The 19,478-nt window shown below is 47.1% G+C and carries 8 protein-coding genes; 2 read left to right on the top strand and 6 right to left on the bottom strand.

Features of this window, described 5'->3' with window-relative positions; genetic code table 11:
• Window positions 1-906: 906 nt before the first annotated feature.
• Together F6K64_RS08555 and F6K64_RS08550 are read left to right on the top strand one after the other, a co-directional pair.
• Window positions 907-3,015 (top strand): cellulase family glycosylhydrolase, encoded by a 2,109-nt coding sequence (locus tag F6K64_RS08555; protein WP_438941754.1) that lies wholly within the window; start codon window positions 907-909, stop codon window positions 3,013-3,015.
• Between the two features lie 239 nt (window positions 3,016-3,254).
• Window positions 3,255-3,431 carry a hypothetical protein gene (locus F6K64_RS08550; protein ID WP_287248398.1) on the top strand — a complete coding sequence of 59 codons (177 nt, stop codon included), beginning with the start codon at window positions 3,255-3,257 and terminating at the stop codon, window positions 3,429-3,431.
• Window positions 3,432-3,627: 196 nt separating this feature from the next.
• Here the strand turns inward: F6K64_RS08550 and F6K64_RS08545 are convergent, their stop codons facing one another.
• The 6 genes from F6K64_RS08545 to F6K64_RS08520 form a co-directional block, all read right to left on the bottom strand.
• Complete coding sequence (locus F6K64_RS08545; protein WP_008178726.1) at window positions 3,628-6,222, bottom strand: glycosyltransferase family 2 protein; 2,595 nt, start codon at window positions 6,220-6,222, stop codon at window positions 3,628-3,630.
• Between the two features lie 169 nt (window positions 6,223-6,391).
• Window positions 6,392-9,004, bottom strand: a complete 2,613-nt coding sequence (locus F6K64_RS08540; RefSeq protein WP_008178723.1) for a cellulose biosynthesis cyclic di-GMP-binding regulatory protein BcsB — start codon at window positions 9,002-9,004, stop codon at window positions 6,392-6,394.
• Window positions 9,005-9,193: 189 nt separating this feature from the next.
• Entirely contained in the window at window positions 9,194-10,498 is a 1,305-nt protein-coding gene (locus F6K64_RS08535; RefSeq protein ID WP_202799141.1) for a family 8 glycosyl hydrolase, read from the bottom strand.
• 364 nt (window positions 10,499-10,862) lie between these two features.
• The gene (locus tag F6K64_RS08530) at window positions 10,863-13,295 is read right to left on the bottom strand and encodes a tetratricopeptide repeat protein (protein ID WP_008178718.1); all 2,433 of its coding nucleotides are present in this window, start codon (window positions 13,293-13,295) and stop codon (window positions 10,863-10,865) included.
• Window positions 13,292-17,029, bottom strand: coding sequence for a hypothetical protein (locus F6K64_RS08525; RefSeq protein WP_008178716.1), 3,738 nt, complete (start codon window positions 17,027-17,029; stop codon window positions 13,292-13,294). The genes F6K64_RS08530 and F6K64_RS08525 overlap by 4 nt, the downstream gene beginning before the upstream one ends.
• Before the next feature lie 948 nt (window positions 17,030-17,977).
• Window positions 17,978-19,369 carry a UDP-glucose dehydrogenase family protein gene (locus tag F6K64_RS08520; protein WP_008178714.1) on the bottom strand — a complete coding sequence of 464 codons (1,392 nt, stop codon included), beginning with the start codon at window positions 19,367-19,369 and terminating at the stop codon, window positions 17,978-17,980.
• Window positions 19,370-19,478 lie beyond the last annotated feature (109 nt).

Below are 19,478 nucleotides of genomic sequence, written 5' to 3'. Positions count from 1 at the left end.
CCCATGTTTCATAAAACTTTCATGAAACGGTTCACTAACTTGATGAATTTTATATGAATAACTAGTAAAGCTATATAAACCCGGTCTAGATTGAAACTTGCAGTTCCTAGTGATCACCTGAAAGCTTTACAATTCAGGGGCTATGTAGCTCACAATACTCCCTGAAAAAGGGACGGTTTTCAACGTGGATGTGGGGGAAACTAAAAAGGGTTATGGAGCTAAAACCCATGTTCAATAAGTATTTGACTGTATGCCCCCCCAAAAGTTGTTGAGTTTTTTTAATACCTGCCCTGACTTAGTCTTTGGAATCTGTCAAAATACTTTGTGAAGGTTGTGTAACCCCCACCAGAAATTCCTATAGGTGCGCTTTCCAATGGGCGAGTAAATCGCCCTTGGGTCGCACCTGCTGATTTCGACTCTAGGCTTTACCCATCAAGCATTACAGGATTTTTAATCAGGGGCATTTTCTGGTTTCGGTTTTGACGAGATACACTGACATTAGGGCTAGTTTTGGGTATTGATATTAAGGGATTGTCTATCGTCACCTACCCATTGCCCTATATATAGTTGCTTAATTTAGTTTGTCGAGTTAGCCAGGGTGAAGGAAGCTCAATCTCAAGTTCTTAGGTGCGCTTGACCTTGGCGAATTAAATTTGCCACGGGTCGCACCTCTAGTTGTGACTAACTCTACCTCTTCTCTTGTAGAAACCGATGTCTAGATTTTTCCGGCACATATCCCGAGTTGCCCGCATCCTATCAACTATCCTGCTGACAATCATCAGCCATTTCGGGCAGCCTCGACGGCGCAAGCCTGGGCATAGTAGGCTTCCTAAGTACCAGCGAACCAAATTTACACTTCCTTGGCGAATCATTGGTCTTGGCTTAGCGTTAGTCTTTTTATCCCTGATGGAATTAACCTTGCCTTCTCACCATCCTGTTGATGCAGCCAATGCAGCAAGAACCATGCAGCTACCTCTTTCTACCCAAGGATCACAACTACTTGATTCCCTAGGTCGCCCGATATTACTCAGAGGGGTGAACTGGTTTGGGATTGAGACAGAGTTGCATGCTCCTCATGGGTTGTGGAAACGAGACTACAAGGATATGTTGGCGCAGATCAAAAGCTTGGGCTACAACATGATTCGGCTGCCGTTTTCTATCCAATCCCTAAGAGCCTCAGAGGTCAGTGGGATTGATTTCAACATCGGTAACAATCGGGAGCTTTACGGTAAATCGCCCTTGGAGGTCATGGATGCCATTATCAAGGAAGCCCAGCAGCAAGGCATATTAATTTTGTTGGACTGTCACCGACTCAATGACCAACGTATTCCTCCATTATGGTATGGGGATGGGTTTACGGAAACTGATTGGATAGAAACCTGGAAAATGCTGGCAACTCGTTACCGCAATCAGCCTAATGTCATTGGTGCAGACCTGAAAAATGAACCCCATGGTCGAGCCAGCTGGGGAACAAACGATCTAGCCACTGACTGGCGACTGGCAGCACAGAGGGCTGGTAATGCCATTCTTGCGGTCAACCCCAATTGGCTGATAGTTGTTGAAGGTGTGGAAAAGAATGTTCCACGTCAACGACTAGCAACCCATTGGCATGGGGGTAATCTGGAAGGGGTTAGGGAATATCCAGTACGTTTGTCTAATGCCAATAAGCTGGTCTATTCCCCCCATGAATACGGCCCTGGAGTTTTCAATCACCCTTGGTTTTCAGAACCGAGTTTCCCTAACAATTTGGAATACCGCTGGGAAATTGCTTGGAACTATATCGCTAGAGAAGGCATTGCGCCGATTTTGATCGGAGAATTCGGTGGTAAGGAGGTAGACCCTAACTCAAAAGAGGGACTCTGGAAGCGGCGGCTGGTAGATTACATTAATCGAAACAATCTAAGTTTTGCCTACTGGAGTTGGAATCCCAATAGTGGGGATACTGGCGGGATCCTGCAAGATGATTGGCAGAGTTTGGAGGGTCCTAAACAACAACTGCTTCAGGGACTGCTAATTGCCAACAATTTCGCCCCGAACGTGGGAGTTGCTCCGATTATCCCGTCAATTTCCATACGGCGACCAAGTTTCCCACCAGGCAGAACCAAACCAATGCCCACGCCATTGCCAAATTCCCAACCCAGCTCAATCGGGCAAATGCCTACACCAACACCAAGTGGGCAACCATCCAGGAGGGTTGCACCACTACCTCCACCCCTCTCTAATCCCACACCCAGGAGGGTTGCACCACTACCTCCATCCCTATCCAATCCCACACCCAGGAGCGTGGCACCACTACCCCCACCTAACCTGCGTAACAACCCTGGTGTAATCGCACCGTTACCGGCACCTAACCTGCGTACTAACCCTGGTGTAATCGCACCGTTACCGGCACCTAACCTGCGTACTAACCCTGGTGTAATCGCACCGTTACCGGCACCTTTACCTGCACCATCACCAACTGTCACACCAAGGCAAGTTACACCCCTTCCCCTACCGTCACCCCTTGCTAATCCAGGTTTAAAGGAGCCACTACCTTTACCATCCCCCAGTGCCAAACCCAGCGGCATGGCACCCTTACCTTCACCGCCACCGGATACCAACCAAGGTTTAAGGGAGCCAATGCCAACACCCGAACCTAGCCCTAATCTCCCTAACCCTAATCTCTCTACAAGGTCACAGACTCGAAACCGTGTCCCTTTAAAAGTGGTACCTAACCTGCATTCAGATTGGCAAGAAGGATTTTGCATCGGTATACAGGTTATCAATGAGGGCAGTACTAAGGTTGAAGACTGGGAATTAACATTCCAAATGAATCAAGCTGCAATTAACAATAGTTGGAATGGTAATTTCCAACCCCGTAACATGGAAAACTCTCAATCCTCTAAAGACTATGTGGTCACCCCGCTGGATTGGGGACGATTGATCGAACCTGGTCAAAGCCGTCATTTAGGATTCTGTGCCAACAAGCTGGGGTCTGACTACAAACCCAAGCAAATGTTGGCATCAGGGCATTGAACTTCCCCAACCGTCTTGGATGGGGATTCCCAGGCACAACCAAATAGATTGTTATCTCCTAGGGCGTAACTTTCCCCCGCACCGGGGGTAGCTGAGTAAGGTCAATTCCCAGTTTTTTAAGACCTTTATCTTTTATCTTAACACTATTTGAAAGGGAAAATTCATCCCCAAACTATTAGTCAAGGGGTATTCTTTTCCCTCTCAAACTCTCCCTTTTGATAAATAAAAGTTGAATGGGATTGGCCTACGGCCACCCTACGCGAACGCATCGCCCTGGCAGGATTTACCCAATCGCATTTCTGACATCTCCCCTGATTGAGATGCCATTGGCCTACGGCGACGCTACGCGAACGCCGAAGCACTGGGACTACTCCCACAATCACCCAGAGAGCTTTAGGGTTGTTGTTACCCCGTGAGGTTTAAACCGTCAACCTTGGCCAATAGGCCACGCGTGCGCGTTCAACCCGATTAAACCGTCAACCTTGGCCAATAGGCCACGCGTGCGCGTTCAACCCGATTAAACCTTCAACCTTGGCCAATAGGCCACGCGTGCGCGTTCAACCCGATTAAACCTTCAACCTGATTAAACCTTCAACCTGATTAAACCTTCAACTACAGTACTTTCAAAAGCTGTTTAATTTTGGTCTCCTGTTTCTGCTTTAATTGGTCTGGGAACTTCAACTCAATGGCAACTTGATCGGATAAATCTTCGACATCCACAATTTGAGCCAACAATCGCTGTGGTAACTGGTTAGTCGATTCCTGACTCAATAGCAAGCCAACGAAGGGTTGGTCTTGCTCCATTCTTCGTAAATCTTCTGGTGTGAGCAATGGACTAGTTTGCTCCGTGGTATCAGAATAGGCAGTGCTGCGTTCTAATTCAACCCGTAAACTCATCACTCCCATTTCAGTTGCCCTACCACTGTAAAACTTACCTTCCCAATAAAGCTGAACAGTAGCCCTAATCTGTTTACGCACCTTAGTACTAGTTTGGGTATTCAACTCTCGGAAGGCACGGAACACACCAGTGGCTAAGAAACCTAAGGAGCCCATGGGTCGGTCTAAGGTCGCACGCTTCTGGGAATACCACTCCCTGACATCGGAATAAATTACTAGGACTAAATCATCTAGCTGAGCTTGAGTGAGGTTGATCAAATTAATCGCAAGGTGAACTTGATGGTCACTAATCGGTGTCTTGCGGATAATTTCTCCAGCAACAAAGGCTCGTCTGCCGTAATCTCCCACAATTTCAAGGTCTACTTGATCAGGTAGGTTGGGCCAGCTATCTAAGGCAATTAAAACTCCGCTTTCTGAGATATTAACCGTTTCCCCTGGCCAACTCTGGTCAGTGGTGTGAATTGTCACCGGAAGGCGTCGTAGCAGGCGGTGTTTGGGGCGTTGTTGGGGTTGTTCAAAGGCAACCAACAAACCTGCTGTCAGCAGAATCAAGTTAAAGACGCACCACATGGCGTTAACCAAGACCGCTTCTGCATCTTCTGGACGGAGCAGCAGCCAAAAGGGAACAGCTAGTAAGGCAGCAATCACTATAGCTGTTACTACCAAAAGACCCTGTACTGACTGCCAATCAAAACTCCGCTGACTAACCGATACCCCCTTGTCAGTTACATTAAATGAACCGAGCTTGGGGTTAATCACCGCCATCAGAGTGACATACCCCGTCTGGAATGACATCACAAATTCAAACACCTCGTTCCAGAAGGAAAAGCGAACTTCTTTGTAGGTGATATAGTTAGCATTGAGGCTAATCAGTAGATGGGGCAGGGCATAAAATAAGGTTTCTAGCCCCAAACCCTGAATGGGATTGATGCCAAACAATAGGAATAGAGTGGGAGTGACAGCGTAAATCAGCCGGGGAAAGCCATAGAAGAAGTGGGAGGTGGCTGAAAAATAACAAATCCGCTGGCCTAAGGTGAGATGTTTTGCCTTCCAGTTCAACAAGGGGAATTCTAGCCGTAGAATCTGAGCCATTCCCCTTGCCCAACGCACTTGCTGACCCACATAGGAGGCAAAGGTTTCAGGGGCTAAGCCAGCAACCATAATCTGGTCATAGTACACTGACTCATAACCTAAGGAATGGAGTCGGAAGGCCGTGTGACAATCTTCTGTAACGGTTTCAACGGCAATTCCCCCAATCTCCAGCGCATGGTTTTTGCGAATTACCGCTGCTGAGCCACAGAAAAAGGAAGCATTCCAGAAGTCATTGCCCTTTTGCAGTACTTTATAAAAGAGTTCATTCATCACTGGAATCTCACCCTTAGTCTGGAGATTTCGCTCAAAGGGGTCGGGGTTAAAGAACCAGTGGGGCGTTTGCACAAAGGATACGTTTGGGTTGTAGAAAAACCCGACTGTGCGCATCAGCAATTTTCGCACTGGAATGTGATCGCAGTCCAGAATCAATACCAGATCGCCCTTGGTAGTATTAAACGCTGTGTTGATATTACCTGCCTTGGCATGATCATTGTTAGGTCTAGTCAGCAATTTACAGCCGATTTCTTCGCACATCTGCTTCAACTTTTTGCGACGCTCTGGATACTTTCTGCCATCATCTAAGACATAGACTTGTTTTTTATCCTCCGGATAGTCCATAGCCAGAGCGGCTACTGCTGTATTGCGGACAATTTCCACAGGCTCGTTGTAGGTTGGAATGTAGATATCAACCTTGAACCATTGGTCTTGAGGATAGTTAGCCAGATCAACGGTTTCTCGGTCTTTGATTTTGAGAGTTTGAAAATAAGCTAGCAATAGGGTTAGAATTGCATACAATTCCGCCCCCAACAACAGCACACAGAAAAACCCGTTGATCCAAGTATCAAAATTTAGGGTATAGGCAAAGCGATAGTATAGGTAGCGCATGGTGGTCACCAGGCTCAGCCATACTAAAAACAGATGAAAATACTCACTGACTGTTTTATCAGATTGTTTGGCTTCAGTGCGCACTACCACTTGACCAACCAATATTAGTGCGATCGCTACAATCCCCTGCTGCCTGACTGTTAGGGGTGTAGTAATCAGGGGTATGGATAGCAACACCAGCAGCAAAATCAGCCACGACAAGTGATTCGACCCTAGCCGTGCTAGGACTCGGTCAAAAAACCGAGGTAGGCGATCAACGAGTAATGTAATTACAGGGGATCGACGAGGGCGATTTTGCCTATTTCTCGATTGTTTGAATAAGGAAAAAGACATAGCAATTTATAGCATTTTGATTTGAGATGTGAAACTAATATTGATGTAAGTATTCAGCCGTCAGCTATCAGCTGATAGCTGACAGTGGAATTTTGATTTAATCCTATTTAATAGACAAACAATCCTAAAGACTAATTAAAACTAAAGAATAATCACTAATCACTAATTCCTAATGACTTTTTTGATCTGTCACACGCTTGAGGTACAACTGGCTAATGCCATAAAGTAGGAAGGTTACCCCCAGAATACCTAAAGCTAGGAACCACCAGTTTCGTTGGAGGAAGAACGATGCTTTACTGAGGGCGGAGGTTTTTTCAATGCGCTTCTTAGAACCGGCTAGTTCAAAGAACTCTAGCTTATAGGCATCGGGGTCATAACCAGCAGGGTCTTGTTGATAACTACTAACTAAAACCGTATCCTTCTGCAACTGGTAGAACCAAGAATCTTTAGTGAGAATCTGCCGCACGCGGTCTAAGCCATTTTCCGTTTGACCACTCAAAGCCAAAAGTACCCGCTGATTGTTATAGGGAGACATGATTTGTTTAATTACCCCTTCACTATCCGGTAGAGTCTGGACACTAGCTTCACCCCACTGACGTCCTAGAGCATTACTCAAACGCAAACCACTTGACTCAAATACCTCTGGAAAGGGAAATTCCTCCCTGGTGCCAATTCCAACTAGATTTCGCTTCCTCTTGATCTGATCAGGCAATTGTTCAATGGTGTAAACATCCATTTGTACTGAATCTGCCTTACTTAGACGTCCTAAACGCTCACTGATAGCCATGAGGGTGAGCAGATCGTTATCAGATGGCGTCTCTGACAACACGATCGCTGTATTAGACAAATCTTGAGGAGCTGCAAATGGGTAACCTACTTGCAACAGTTCTAGATTAGGTAGTTGAACTGAGGGCTCCCGATTAACTTTGAAGCTGGTCTCAGCATGAACCGTACCCGTTAGTTGTTGATCGGTGATTTTACCACACTCCTCTGGTTCCCTGGGGTTCAGCCGGAAAGCAACTTTGATTTTAGAGGTGGGTTTAATCAGATTGGCAGGAAGATCCACTTTCAGGGTTTCTCGCTGTGAGCCATCCCTCTTGGTCAAGCGTTTACCACCAATTAGTACATCATCTAGTAAGACTTCTACAGCAGAGGTGCGAGGATTGACCTGGGGACCATAGCTGTAAACTAAATTCATGGAACTGCCCCGTTTAAAGCGATCATCCGGTAAGGCCCGAAAATCAAACTCTACCGGTGGTGCTGAAGTGCCTCGCACTGTGACGTCCTTAAAGGGTTTACCATTGGGCTGAGTAGCGATGTCTTCTAGAGTAAAGGAATTTTCTTCTGGCAAATAACCAGGCCAATTTCTGGAGGATGGTATTGGTACATCCGGAACCTGATCCACGAAAATTAATTGACCTGTGCCAAGTTTACTGGTATCTGGCTGTACTAAAAACTGGGCAGCCTTTTTCACGCCATCTGAACCATTGCCAGTCACCACCAAGACCGGGTTACTGCCATCATTGACGGTGGTAAGTGCCAGCACACCGACATCATCGGGTAAGGGAATCTGAGTCCCATCTAAAATTTGATTCCCGGAGAAGGTAAAGGGCAGTTCTAAAGACTTCAAAACCGGTTGATTTCCAGGAGTCCCCATCACAACTAAACTATCGCCCCACTCTAATTCGTCGATAGTCTCTACCAAACGGGTGGTAATGGGACGGAAGTCAGCCAACCTGCCTAGGGAAGCCTGTAAACGAGGCGCAGCAGTCAACCAAGATTCTAAGGACTCCACGGATCGGGTCTGGACATTCCCCTGCGGCAGCATATAAGCAATGGGATTGGCATCTAAGCTGAGTTGATCAAAGAAAGGATAAGGATAGCGACTGAAGTTTAGGGGAATAGGTTCAACTTGGTATTGGAAGATTAATTTTGAATCCGGCAAAACCTCAGTCCACAACGTGGCATCCCCTCCATCCGTACAACCCTTGGTGTTGTGTTGCTGGGCTACTAGGGAAAGTTCATTGTAGTCCTGGATCAGGGTCGTTGGGATAGCAAACATGACGTTAGCCACCTGAGACTGCTTGCGGTTGAGAGGGACACTTGCCACACTGGTGCCATTAATCCGCAAGGTCAGGTTAGAGCGATTTGCCATCAGGGCTGGTGAATGCTGGAAGCGGATTAAGGCTTTGGCGGTTTTTATCTTCCAACCCCGAGGACGGGTAAAGCCCAGTCTTGCTTCCGAATAAACCCCCCGCATACGGAGGCGATTGCCTACAATCGGAGAGCGATTAAATTGCAAGATGTACTCACTTAATGGGATATTCGGGGTAGAAGAAATCGGATTTGGAGTAGATTGGGGCTGTGAACGAGGTTGGGGCTGGGAGGGGGATTGGGTCCGCCGTGGCTGAGGTCGGGCAGCTGGCCGAGGTCGGGCGGGAGCAACCCTTGCTGGGGCACGATTAGAGCGTCTTTGTCGTGGCGCTGCCGGAGCAGCTTTTGGTCTAGGTCGGGCAGCTGGCCGAGGACGAGGACGAGGTCTAGGTTTGTAGACTGGAGCCTTAGTGGGAGTTTTGGGTAAGGTGTACTTCTGGATGAACTGGTCTTCCTGTTTTCTGAGGTTACCGTCCCCTTGAGCTCTAGTTAGGGTAGTACCGATGCCCAGGGTTAAGACCATGCTTGTACATAGCAGCAATAAGGATAATCTAGGACCATAGAGAGCACGTCGTTGATGATTAGTCGTAGGATCTTGGGCTTGGGAGCGGCGAAACAAGAATTTCATAATTGTAACTATAGAGAATACTAGGAGAATAGTAAGATCACCCTTAATTTATAAAGAAAAGTTGTATGGCTTAGGCTTAACTTTAACGATTGAGACCATTTTTGTCACCTGTATCACCTGATTGATCGGTATAGATTGATCGGTATATTTATCGGTATAGTTATTGGTATGTTTAAACTATTCCCCTCCCTAACTGGGATTTAACAGGTTGCGGTCGATGGCTGTGGTAGGCAATAACCCTAACCAAGCTAAGTTTTGGGTATAGTAGGCCGATTGATCATCCCAAATCCCTTCCTGATATTGTGGTATTAGTTTCTGCTCTATCAATTCTCTAGCCATGGCTGGTTCAATTAAACGTAGGGCAGAATAAAGCATGGCATATTGGGAAGTGGCTTCGTAAGTCACCGTTGGTTTTCCCTGGATGTCAATCCTGGCGGGCAGCTTTGAAGAAGAACGCCACAGGGATTGCAAATGCTGCGTGGCAGTACCGAGATAGGAAAATGCTTCTGGGGTATTGAACCAAGCTGCATCCCAAGCAACTCTCCACCACACTCGGTAGGCATCAAAGCTATAAGAACTTTTGAGTGGACTGTCTGGTGGCAATGGCTGGAATTGACCAGTTTCGGTGTCAAAGGCTATCCAATCGCTGGGTAAGCCTACAGCAGAAACCTGGGAAGACTCTCTTAACACCTGGTAGCTACTATCCACCAAACTTAACCAGTCATGGTTGGGGTCAACTTGGGCAAAGAGACGAAAGGAGAAAGGAGCAAGATATGAGGGGTTGAGATATAGAATTGATGGAGAAGGCACAAAGGCTGCTACAGGTCCTGGCAAAAGATAGCGCTTTCCCCTTACCTCTTTGGTGGACAAGTTCCACAAATCTTCCAGCTTAATTAAGGCTAAGTCCAAGTATTCCGGACGATTCCAGCGGCGGTAAGCTAGGATTAATGCTGTTGCTGCATCAATATCGGCATCGCTGGCAAAATTTCTGTCAATCGCACCCCAGTTACCGCTTTGATCACGACCCCACTTCCACACCCAAAGTTGGTCTTCGAGAGTACCATTAGTTCCTGAGCGCTTGAGATTGTTTTGAGACCATTCTAAGGTCAGGGCAAAGGTGGTGGGGTCATTGGCAATTACCGCTCGCAGCATCCCATAGGCTTGCCCTTCAGAGGTTGAGCGATCGCTTGCTTCGTAGTCGATGACTCGCCCGTCTTTTTGAATAAATTTCTCTTTGTATACAGTCCAACTTTCTGCTATAATACCGCTTTCGTCTATAGGTAAAGCAGTCTGGGGAGCCTCTGGTTCAGGATACTCACGGTATACTGAAGGCGTTTTGCTTGGTGATGACTGGGGTGGTGAAGGGGTTGGAGATCGTCTTGACAATTGATGGGGAGCACAACCCCATAGACTCAACAACATAATGGTGAAAGTAACGATAGAAACGCTGAGGGTGCGACCCATAAATAAACCTTGACGGCTGTTGTATGACATCGTAAATTTGCGGCTCTTACATTTACTCCTCAAACATAGTTGGATACAAGCCTCTGGATTGATCCAACGTAGTCTTTTAAGGGAAGAAGTCTGAACCTAAGCCTAGCCTAAAAACATCAGAGTTCAGAATTATTCAATTCTGATATTGGCTTTAAATGTCTGGATTATTCATTTGTGATTATAAAACTGCCAATTTTTAAGTGTTAATTGCCATTTGGGATTTTCCCTTGTCATACCTTAATCCTTTATACTTCATCCTTCATCCTTGACACTTCATTCTTCATCCTTGACACTTCATCCTTTATACTTCATTTAGAATTTATTCTTTACACTTGACACTTCATCTAGACTTCATTTTTTATCCTTAATCAAAACGTTCCCAAGGCGGTTGGAAACCCCTGCGGAACAGAAATCCTTCTTGGATTTGCTGTCTCTGACGGGACAGGGTAGCAGTACTAGACCCTCGACTGAATTCCTCCAGTCGTAGCTGTTCCAACTGTTCTAGGGCTTTGACTTTAAAATCTTCTGTCTGATTTAGTCCAACTAAGGCACGACGTACCCCGAAATCCAGGGGTTTGATCGCAAGACCCCTATAATAGAGTTGCTTGGCGGAGTCAAAGCGTCGTTGTTGGAAACGAACACCACCTAAAGCAGCAATAATCTCAGTGTTACTGGGTTCTGCGGTCAAAATCACCTGATAGGCGCGTTCTGCTATGTCTAACTGATCAATCGCTTCTGCCAATCGCCCCTGCAACAAGTATGTCTGAACGGAGTAGGGAGCCCGATTGACTAATTCAATCACCTGAGCTCTAGCTAATTCTGGACTACGCTGAGCAATAACCTGAATTAAACGGCGGTTTACTGGTATGTTGTCTGGTTCAGATTGCAGCAGCGAAATGTATAGGGGTTCCCGTGTGGGATTGGCAGGTAGAGCACCGACTAGAGCAAAGAGTTCTTGGGGCGGAAGCACATTGGGTTGTGTCTGCAACCAATAGTAGACAAATGCCTCAGCTTGGGATTCTGGAATCAGATTCGCTTGATAGGCAATTGTAGCTCGTGCTAGCTGTAGGTTAACATCACTAGGATTGAGCGCCACTAGTTGGTCATAAACTGCCACAGCTTCCCCTGGTCTATCCTGTAGCAGAAGTATAGATGACAATCCTTGCAATGCTCCATTGAGAATATCCCGTTGTGGGTTGCTGGCAATCAAGGCTTGGTAACGCTGGCGGCTAGCAATCCAGTTACCCTCAAGACGTTCAATATCTGCCGCTAGCAACTGTACTACCAGATCGTTAGCTCCCTGGGGTGTGGCGGTATATGTAGCCAACGCATTTCTAGCTGAGATCAAGTCATTGGCTTCAATGTAAAGTTGAGCGATCCGAAAGTACAAAAAGGGCGCGTTAACCCCAGATGCCAGGATATTTTGGTAAATAGATAGAAATTCTGGCCCCGGCGGCTCGATCGGGATCAAGGCGTCTGCCACCGCTTGCAATTCGCTGGGTTCAGTAGGTAGGGGAATCAGTATGGTCGCTAGACGGTTGCTCAATTGAGCTTGAGAAATTAACCCGGTCTGACTTTCCAGACCCACGATCTTAATCATCAGACTACGGTTATCAGGCTCGAAGGCAAGCTGTTGTTGGTAAAGCTGCAATGCGGTTGCCCGTTCGCTGGGTATGCCTGTGAACACATCAGCTATCTCCCGAATTAAGTTAGGGTCATTAGGATTCTCTGCCAGTGCCTGGCGGTAGAGCATAGAGACTTGGGGTTCCAGGGCTGGATCTTGATTTTTATTGCGAATTTCATTTAGCGATCGCGCTAAGGGCAATGTGGCTTGGGGGATACCTTGTAAAGGCTCTAATACGGCCAATGCTTCAGAGATCTGTCCATTTTCGGCATAGGCTTGGGAGAGGGCGGCTCTGGTTTGGATGCCTAGGTCGTCGAGTTGATCGATGAGGGCGAACCCCACTAACTCGTTTTCCAGAACCTGCACCGCCTGAGCCGCATTGCCGGTTTGCCTTAAGGATTGGGCATAAGCCAGGACAGCATAGCCACTAATCACATTCCCCGTAGCGAGGTATTGGTTAAAGAGTTCCAGACCCCTTTGAGGGTTACCGTTGTAGGTGTAAACTTCTGCTGCCCCTATTAGCACATCTGGACTAGGGTCAGTTTGCAGCACAATTTCATAGTCTGCGATCGCCTCACCAAATCGCTGCTGATAACCATACAGCAGAGCTCGCCTGCCACGAGCTTCTGTATCATTGGGATTGATATCGAGCAAGACCGTAAGGGCTTCAATTCCCTGAGTCTGCCATTCTTGTTTATATGTCCCTAGCAGACCTACTGCACTTAGGGCTAACTCATTGGTGGGGTCTTGAGCGAGCACCTGTTGATAGGCATCCCAAGCTTGGTCAATCAATCCCTGTCGGCGGTAGGCGATGGCTAGGCCAATCTTCGCATCAATGGATTGGGGATAACGCTGGACAGCTTGCTCAAACTCTTTAATTGCCTCTTCCACTCGTCCTTCCCTGAGCAGATTAAAGGCTCTGATAATCGGCACCGGAATAGTTTGGGCTTGAGCTGCCTCAAGGCAAAAGGCAAGAGGAAAAAGGTAAACAGTCAATGGTAAGAGGTAAACGGTCAAGGGTAAGAGGTAAATGGGAAAAAACTTTACCACACGGCGACACTGATGGCAATGTGAATCCAGTCCCTTTGCCTTTTGCCTCTGACCTGAGGATTCTCCGCTCTTTATGGGGGGTAAGCCTTTTCCCTTGTTCCTTTTGCCTTCCTCTAGAATCATGGAGTAAACCTACCTCTAGGAGTTACATCAAAATCGGTTTTCAATCGAAATCCGGCAAACGTTTCCTTGAAACTATTGCGTTGCTGAAGGCTAAAACCAAGCCGCACATTCGGTAAAAATTGGAAATCGTAGTATAGCTCTAACACATCTGGTACATCATCCCCATTTTCCTGGCGCAATTCCTCATTGGACAGATCCCGACCATAGGCTAACCCTACCCGGTCATTCTTAGAAAATAAATCCAAGAAGGTGATTCCGAAACTGTAGGTGTTTCCCTCTTCATCCAAATCCCGGTTGCGGTAAATCCCATAGCGACCAAATATGCCCATATTCAGTTCAGGAATAAACACTTCGCCATTGACACCAAATGCTTCTTCATCATCATTCTTGTTGATGCCAAAGTCATCCCTTCCCCGTTCGATGGAGAAAATTTCCCGGAAGCCACTATTGGCACCACCATCCCTGCCTGAGGCATAGGTTCCTCGCACGATCACATTATCGTAGCGCAGACCAATTTCTCCTGCCAAGCCATTGAGGTCAAATCGCTCCAGACTCTCAGCTGATGAAAACAGAGCAACTTTGCCTTCTATATTGTCTGTCACTGCCCAGTTAACCAATAAACCTGGACGAGATGCGATCGCAGTAGCACTCAAGGCTGGATTAGTTTGAAAAACTGGATTAAAGAAATGGCTTACCCCATCCTTGGCAAAACTATTCCGATCAAAGTAGGACGTTAAATCCAACTGACCGACGGAAAACCGCAGAGTGGGTAAGGTGCTAGCAGGAGCAGCCGTAAAGAACAACTGATTGATAGTTGCCCCTTCGTTAGGTGAGTCTACCAATTGGTCATTTTCGCTAGTCAGATCTAGGGTAGCTCCAAACAGGAATTGGGGCGTTAGCACATAGTTTCCGTCCAAGCGAGCTCTGGCTACTGAATTTTCCCCTTGAGTCACGAAGCTGCCCTGGAAACGCAAGGATGCTGGGGTTAGAGCGGTGCTAGGCAGCAACGGGCGACCGGTGGATTGGGCGGTTGAATTGCCTGGCGGAGAAGTTGGACGATTTAGGTTTGAGTTGGGAGCCGGTGGCCAGGGTTGTAGTGCTGGTTGGAAGAAGGGTACTTGACCAAAGCCAGGGGTGTTGGGATTTGGCACCACTGGGATCGGAGTGACTTGCCCTGGTAGCGGTGGTTGGGGTGTGGCTGGAAAAGGAGACTGGCCAAAGCCAGGGGTGTTGGGATTTGGCACCACTGGGATGGGCATGACTTGCCCTGGTACCTGACCTGGGGGGGTAGTTGGGAAAGGAGACTGGCTCAAGCCAGGGATGTTGGGATTTGGCACCACTGGTACTGCCATGATTTGCCCTGGTACCTGCCCTGGAATGGTATTTAAGTAAGGTAGCTGACCTAAGCCCAAGCCATAACTAGTGCCCCCCATGGGAATGGGATTAATCGGGACTACTGGCCGGGGGGCTGGGGAACTTCTCAGATAGGGCAGCTGACCTAAACCCGAATTGTAAGGACTACCCCTCATGGGCATGGGATTTACTGGGGCTGGCAGAGGAGCGGGCATGGGTCTCGGGTAGGGCAACTGACCGAAGCCAGGGTTATAGGTAGTACCCCCCATCGGAATGGGATTGACTGGGGCTGGCAGGGGAGCCGGTGTAGTTCTCAAATAAGGTAGCTGACCTAACCCAGGGTTATAGCTAGGGTTATAGCTAGGGTTATAGCTAGGGTTATAGCTAGGGTTATAGCTAGGGCTATAACTATTTATTCCCTGGGGGGTAGACATGCCGAACCCTGCCGTTGGCATCAATAGTAAAGTTTGTGGTACGTAGGGCAATTGACCAGGATTACCATTACTCGTACCCAACGGCATCGACCCAGTTACTCCTGGCATCATCGGCATCAATAGTACCGTTTGTGGCACGTAAGGGAAATAGCCCCAATTCGGGTTAGGAGTATTGCTTCCCAACGGCATCGAGTTAGGAAGTGCTGGCAATGGCGCTGGTGTCTTGGTTTGTGGGAATACAGGCAGTTGTCCTACCGATTGGTTTTGGTAGTTATTCAGAAATAGGGGTGTCGCCGTTCCTTGCCCTAGCTGTTCCGGCAGGGTTGGTGGGGAAGGAGGCAGTTGCTTGAATTTTTTGGGAAGTTTACCAGCATTGGAGGGAATTGGCCCTGTTGGTACTGGCAAAGGTGCCGTTTTTGCTTGGGAGGTTGTCTGCTGGTTGGAGCTAGAGTTGGCACTATTTGGAACTAACTTCGGAATTAGGGATGGCAGCAGCTGATTACAGGCTGTGTTTGTTTGGCAGTTGCTCCACTTAGCTGGAACTACTCCTTCCAAATCCACACTCGAACTGCTGCCATAGGGCAACAGTTGGCTGAGCTTGAACTCCGTGAACTTTAAGTCTATTTGCTCTAGGTTTAGGGTCGATGATGACACTAGAGGCTTTTGAGGTGATGGCGTTAACGCTAACTTGTCTATTTTAGTGTCAGCTTTAGTGTCAGCTTTAGTGTTAGCAGATTTCTTCTGGGTGACTAGCTTAGAGTTAGCTGGTTTGCTCTGTTTTAGTTCCGACGACTCTGGGGCTGGTGAGCCTAGTTTCGAGGTAACCTCATGGTTAGGTCGATAAGAGACTTTAGTTTTATTGGGCACAGATGACTTGGCTAACCCATCCCTGTGTCCTGGTTTTAGATCCAGTTTCCCTGGTTTTTGAGGCTGTTGAGATAACTCAGGGATTCTCGAACCCACCTTTTTGCTAGTGGTGGTGTTTGGAGAAGCCAAGGCTTGGGCTTTTCCGAAGGCTGGGACTGCCCTAGCTCTAGACCTGGCATAGGGTGACCTGAACTTGGGTTTAGTTGATTGTCCTTGCTGGCGGTTACGTCTCGGCTGGGCTAGGGTAGTGCTGTTTTCTCTACCGTTACTGCTTTGTACAGCAGACTTTTTGCCTTTGGGCCGTGCTGGAATAACTTTGGCTATCTCCTCTGGCTGGGGCTTAGCTGTCGCCTGGATTGGAGCAGCTACGGTTTTTTTGGAGGCAGTTCTTGGGGTAGCTGAGCTTTGGGTTTTCAGCGGTGCAGAAACAGCTTTAGCTGTAGAGTCCCGTTTGGCTAATTGTTGCTGCTGCAACCGAGATAATGGTAAATCCCCTGGCCTGGTAGCGGCAGAACTGGGCTGAGCCGCCTTGGTTTTAAGCAGTGGAGGGATAGCCTTAGGGGTAGCCCTTGACTGGCGTGACCCTAACTTAGGCTTAGCTGCCCGTTTAGCTGGTTGTTCAGTCTGGGATTTAGAGTGCGGCAGCACAGATGAAGCCAGTTTTCTGGTGGAGTTGGTCCTTGGGACAGAAGACTTTTGGGTCTTAGTTGGCTCAGGGATTTTCTCCTGTTTACTTCCAAGCTTTCCTAGTGCTATAATTTTGGTTTGGGGGGCTTTTTCACTTTCCTCACTAACGGATTGACCTGAATCATTGCTCTGATTTGTCCGGAGCTGCTCTAAGAACTTAGTATGTTTAGATATAGCAGTTGCCTGAGCTGGTTCAATGGCACTCAAGGACAGCATCCAGACTACGGCGAATGACCCAGTACTAAGCAGTTGCATCCATAGAAGGACATTCTTAACTATCCATCTCAGACATTGACTAGTTGTTTGCTGGATTGTCTGGGTTTTTTGACTAATCAATCCTTTCTGTAAACCCTGTCGCCGCTCTAGGAAAGGGCTTGGTTTTGGGCGACTCATACTACCTCCACTCTCATTGATCTTGCCTGACCAGTTATGGTCAAAAATTTAGGACGCACCCAGTTTTAGAGGATTTTGGCTCATTTTTGTGGAAAAATGAACCAATATTAGCTCATATACCTCATATTTACCTGGACTGTTAGTGAATCTAAGCCAAAACTATCACCAAAATTACCATTACTAGAGTTTAGTGCTTAGCTCGATTTGTCGCCAACTAGATCACGCTTGGGTTACTGATCAGGTTTGCTGATAATCAATGGTTGCTGGCATCCATGAAGCCATTAAACCATCCACATATCTAATCCCCCCAATAGTTAACAACCAAATCAGTTCCCTGACCTGCCCTTTTGTGGTAGTGCCGATTTTTGGGTAGGACTTTAAGACTTGCCGTACACCTAGCCAATTTTAATGGGGATTACTGGTTAGTTAACTAAATTTAGATGCTTTATGCCCCGTCACCAAGGGTGCGGGGTGCTGACTGGGCTTTTGTTCTTGATCAACACCAACATTAGTCTTAACACAAAGTTGTTGCCAAATCCCAACAACTAAGATTTTTAGCTTTGGGGATGGGGTTTGGGTACTCAGCTAGTCTTCACAAAATAACTGAGGGGTCAAACCCCTCAGTTATTCTAGTACAGGATTTCACTTATGGCAATTTACATATAAGTCAGGTAAACTTGCTATCACAAAAATTCTAAAGGTGCGCTTTCCGCATCTAATTATTAAATTCGCCACGGGTCGGACCTAAAAGATGCCGCTAATTTTGTGACCAAAGCGCTCCAGGAAAGTCCTGATCCCTGGAGCAGGAAGTAACAACACAACTTGATTTTCCCAAGTCAGAGGTTTGTCGGGAAGTTTTAAAGGTAAAGTTGTCAGATAGAGTTAATCAGCTGCTCTGACAACTTTAGGTTGACGATCAATCCTAGCTCTATGAGGAGGGGATATAGTTCAACAACCAATTCCCAAATACGAGAAACCAGCACGTTCTAGCTGGTTCCGATCTAGGCAGTTGCGACCATCAATGATCACCGGATGATTCATCAGCTCGGCCATCTTACCATAGTCGAGCTTCTGGAACTGATCCCAATCTGTAACTAACACTAAAGCATCACAGCTATCAGCCAACCGTTCTGGATCCGTTTCGACAATCACGTTAGATAGACCATGACGCATCCCAGTTTGGGAAATAATTGGGTCATAGGCTTTGACCTTGGCTCCGAGTCGGTTTAGTTCCTCCACCAGATTTAGAGCAGGAGCATCCCGCATATCATCAGTATTGGGCTTAAAGGTCAAACCCAACAGCCCCACTGTTTTACCTTTGAGGATTTTCAGCTCTTTCTGGAGTTTTTCAACCGCAAGTAGACGTTGGCGTTTGTTGACACTGACAGTGGCTGTCAGCAAATCCGCTTCATAACCGTAATCTTCAGCGGTATGGAGTAGTGCTAAGACATCTTTGGGGAAGCAAGAACCACCCCAGCCAATTCCTGCTTGTAAAAACTTGTTGCCAATCCGGGAATCTAAACCAATTCCTTGGGCAACTTGGGTAACATCAGCACCTACGCGATCGCAAATATTGGCAATTTCATTAATAAAGCTAATTTTAGTAGCCAAAAAGGCATTAGCCGCATATTTAATCATCTCAGCTGAGCTGAGATCTGTACCTAGCACTGGAACTGGGGGAAGGGATTTGTCTTCAGCAAACTGGCGTTCGACAATTGGTTGATACAGTTCCTTCATCATTGCGATCGCTTTTTCGCTATTGCCTCCTAGGACAATACGGTCTGGATTAAAGGTATCGTAAACTGCTGAACCTTCTCGGAGAAACTCTGGATTACTGACCACATCAAAATCCGCGGTAATGTCTTCTGCTGGTTCAGTTTCAGCTTGCCCTCCTGCAGTTACCAAAGATTTCTGGCGTTCAGCTACCCCATCTAGGACAATCATCCTTACCCAATCTCCAGAACCAATGGGTACCGTTGATTTGTTGACAATTACTTTGTAACCATCCTTGAGATGGGATCCAATCCCTCTGGCCACAGCTTCCACATAACGAGTGTCACTTTCTCCGGTAGGTAGGGGGGGAGTTCCCACTGCAATGAATAAAATTTCCCCATGGTCTACCCCAGCCGCCAAATCTGTGGTAAACTCAAGTCTACCTGCATTAGCTGACTCCTGCATTATTTCCGACAGTCCTGGTTCATAGATGGGCGACTGTCCAGATTTCATCAGCTTAACTTTTTCTTCGTTGTTGTCTACACAGATTACTTGATGACCGATATGGGCTAAGCAAGCGCCAGTTACTAAGCCCACATATCCTGTACCAATCACACAAACGCGCATGGACCTATACCTCAATTAATATAAACTTCAATGGTTAGTAAAGGTTAAGAAAGTCTCACGGTTGGAGCCACAGATAGTATTGGCACCCTGACCTGAGGTTGATTGATTT

The sequence above is a fragment of the Moorena sp. SIO3A2 genome (assembly GCF_010672265.1).
In the GTDB taxonomy this organism is placed as follows: domain Bacteria; phylum Cyanobacteriota; class Cyanobacteriia; order Cyanobacteriales; family Coleofasciculaceae; genus Moorena; species Moorena producens.
This window is presented reverse-complemented; position numbering and strand designations above follow the sequence as displayed.

What these genes read in the sequence shown, in the direction of transcription:
- F6K64_RS08535 (WP_202799141.1), bottom strand. Translation starts at nt 10,498, where the DNA reads ATGTCATACAACAGCCGTCAAGGTTTATTTATGGGTCGCACCCTCAGC.
- F6K64_RS08520 (WP_008178714.1), bottom strand. Translation starts at nt 19,369, where the DNA reads ATGCGCGTTTGTGTGATTGGTACAGGATATGTGGGCTTAGTAACTGGC.
- F6K64_RS08530 (WP_008178718.1), bottom strand. Translation starts at nt 13,295, where the DNA reads ATGATTCTAGAGGAAGGCAAAAGGAACAAGGGAAAAGGCTTACCCCCC.
- F6K64_RS08525 (WP_008178716.1), bottom strand. Translation starts at nt 17,029, where the DNA reads ATGAGTCGCCCAAAACCAAGCCCTTTCCTAGAGCGGCGACAGGGTTTA.
- F6K64_RS08555 (WP_438941754.1), top strand. Translation starts at nt 907, where the DNA reads ATGGAATTAACCTTGCCTTCTCACCATCCTGTTGATGCAGCCAATGCA.
- F6K64_RS08540 (WP_008178723.1), bottom strand. Translation starts at nt 9,004, where the DNA reads ATGAAATTCTTGTTTCGCCGCTCCCAAGCCCAAGATCCTACGACTAAT.
- F6K64_RS08545 (WP_008178726.1), bottom strand. Translation starts at nt 6,222, where the DNA reads ATGTCTTTTTCCTTATTCAAACAATCGAGAAATAGGCAAAATCGCCCT.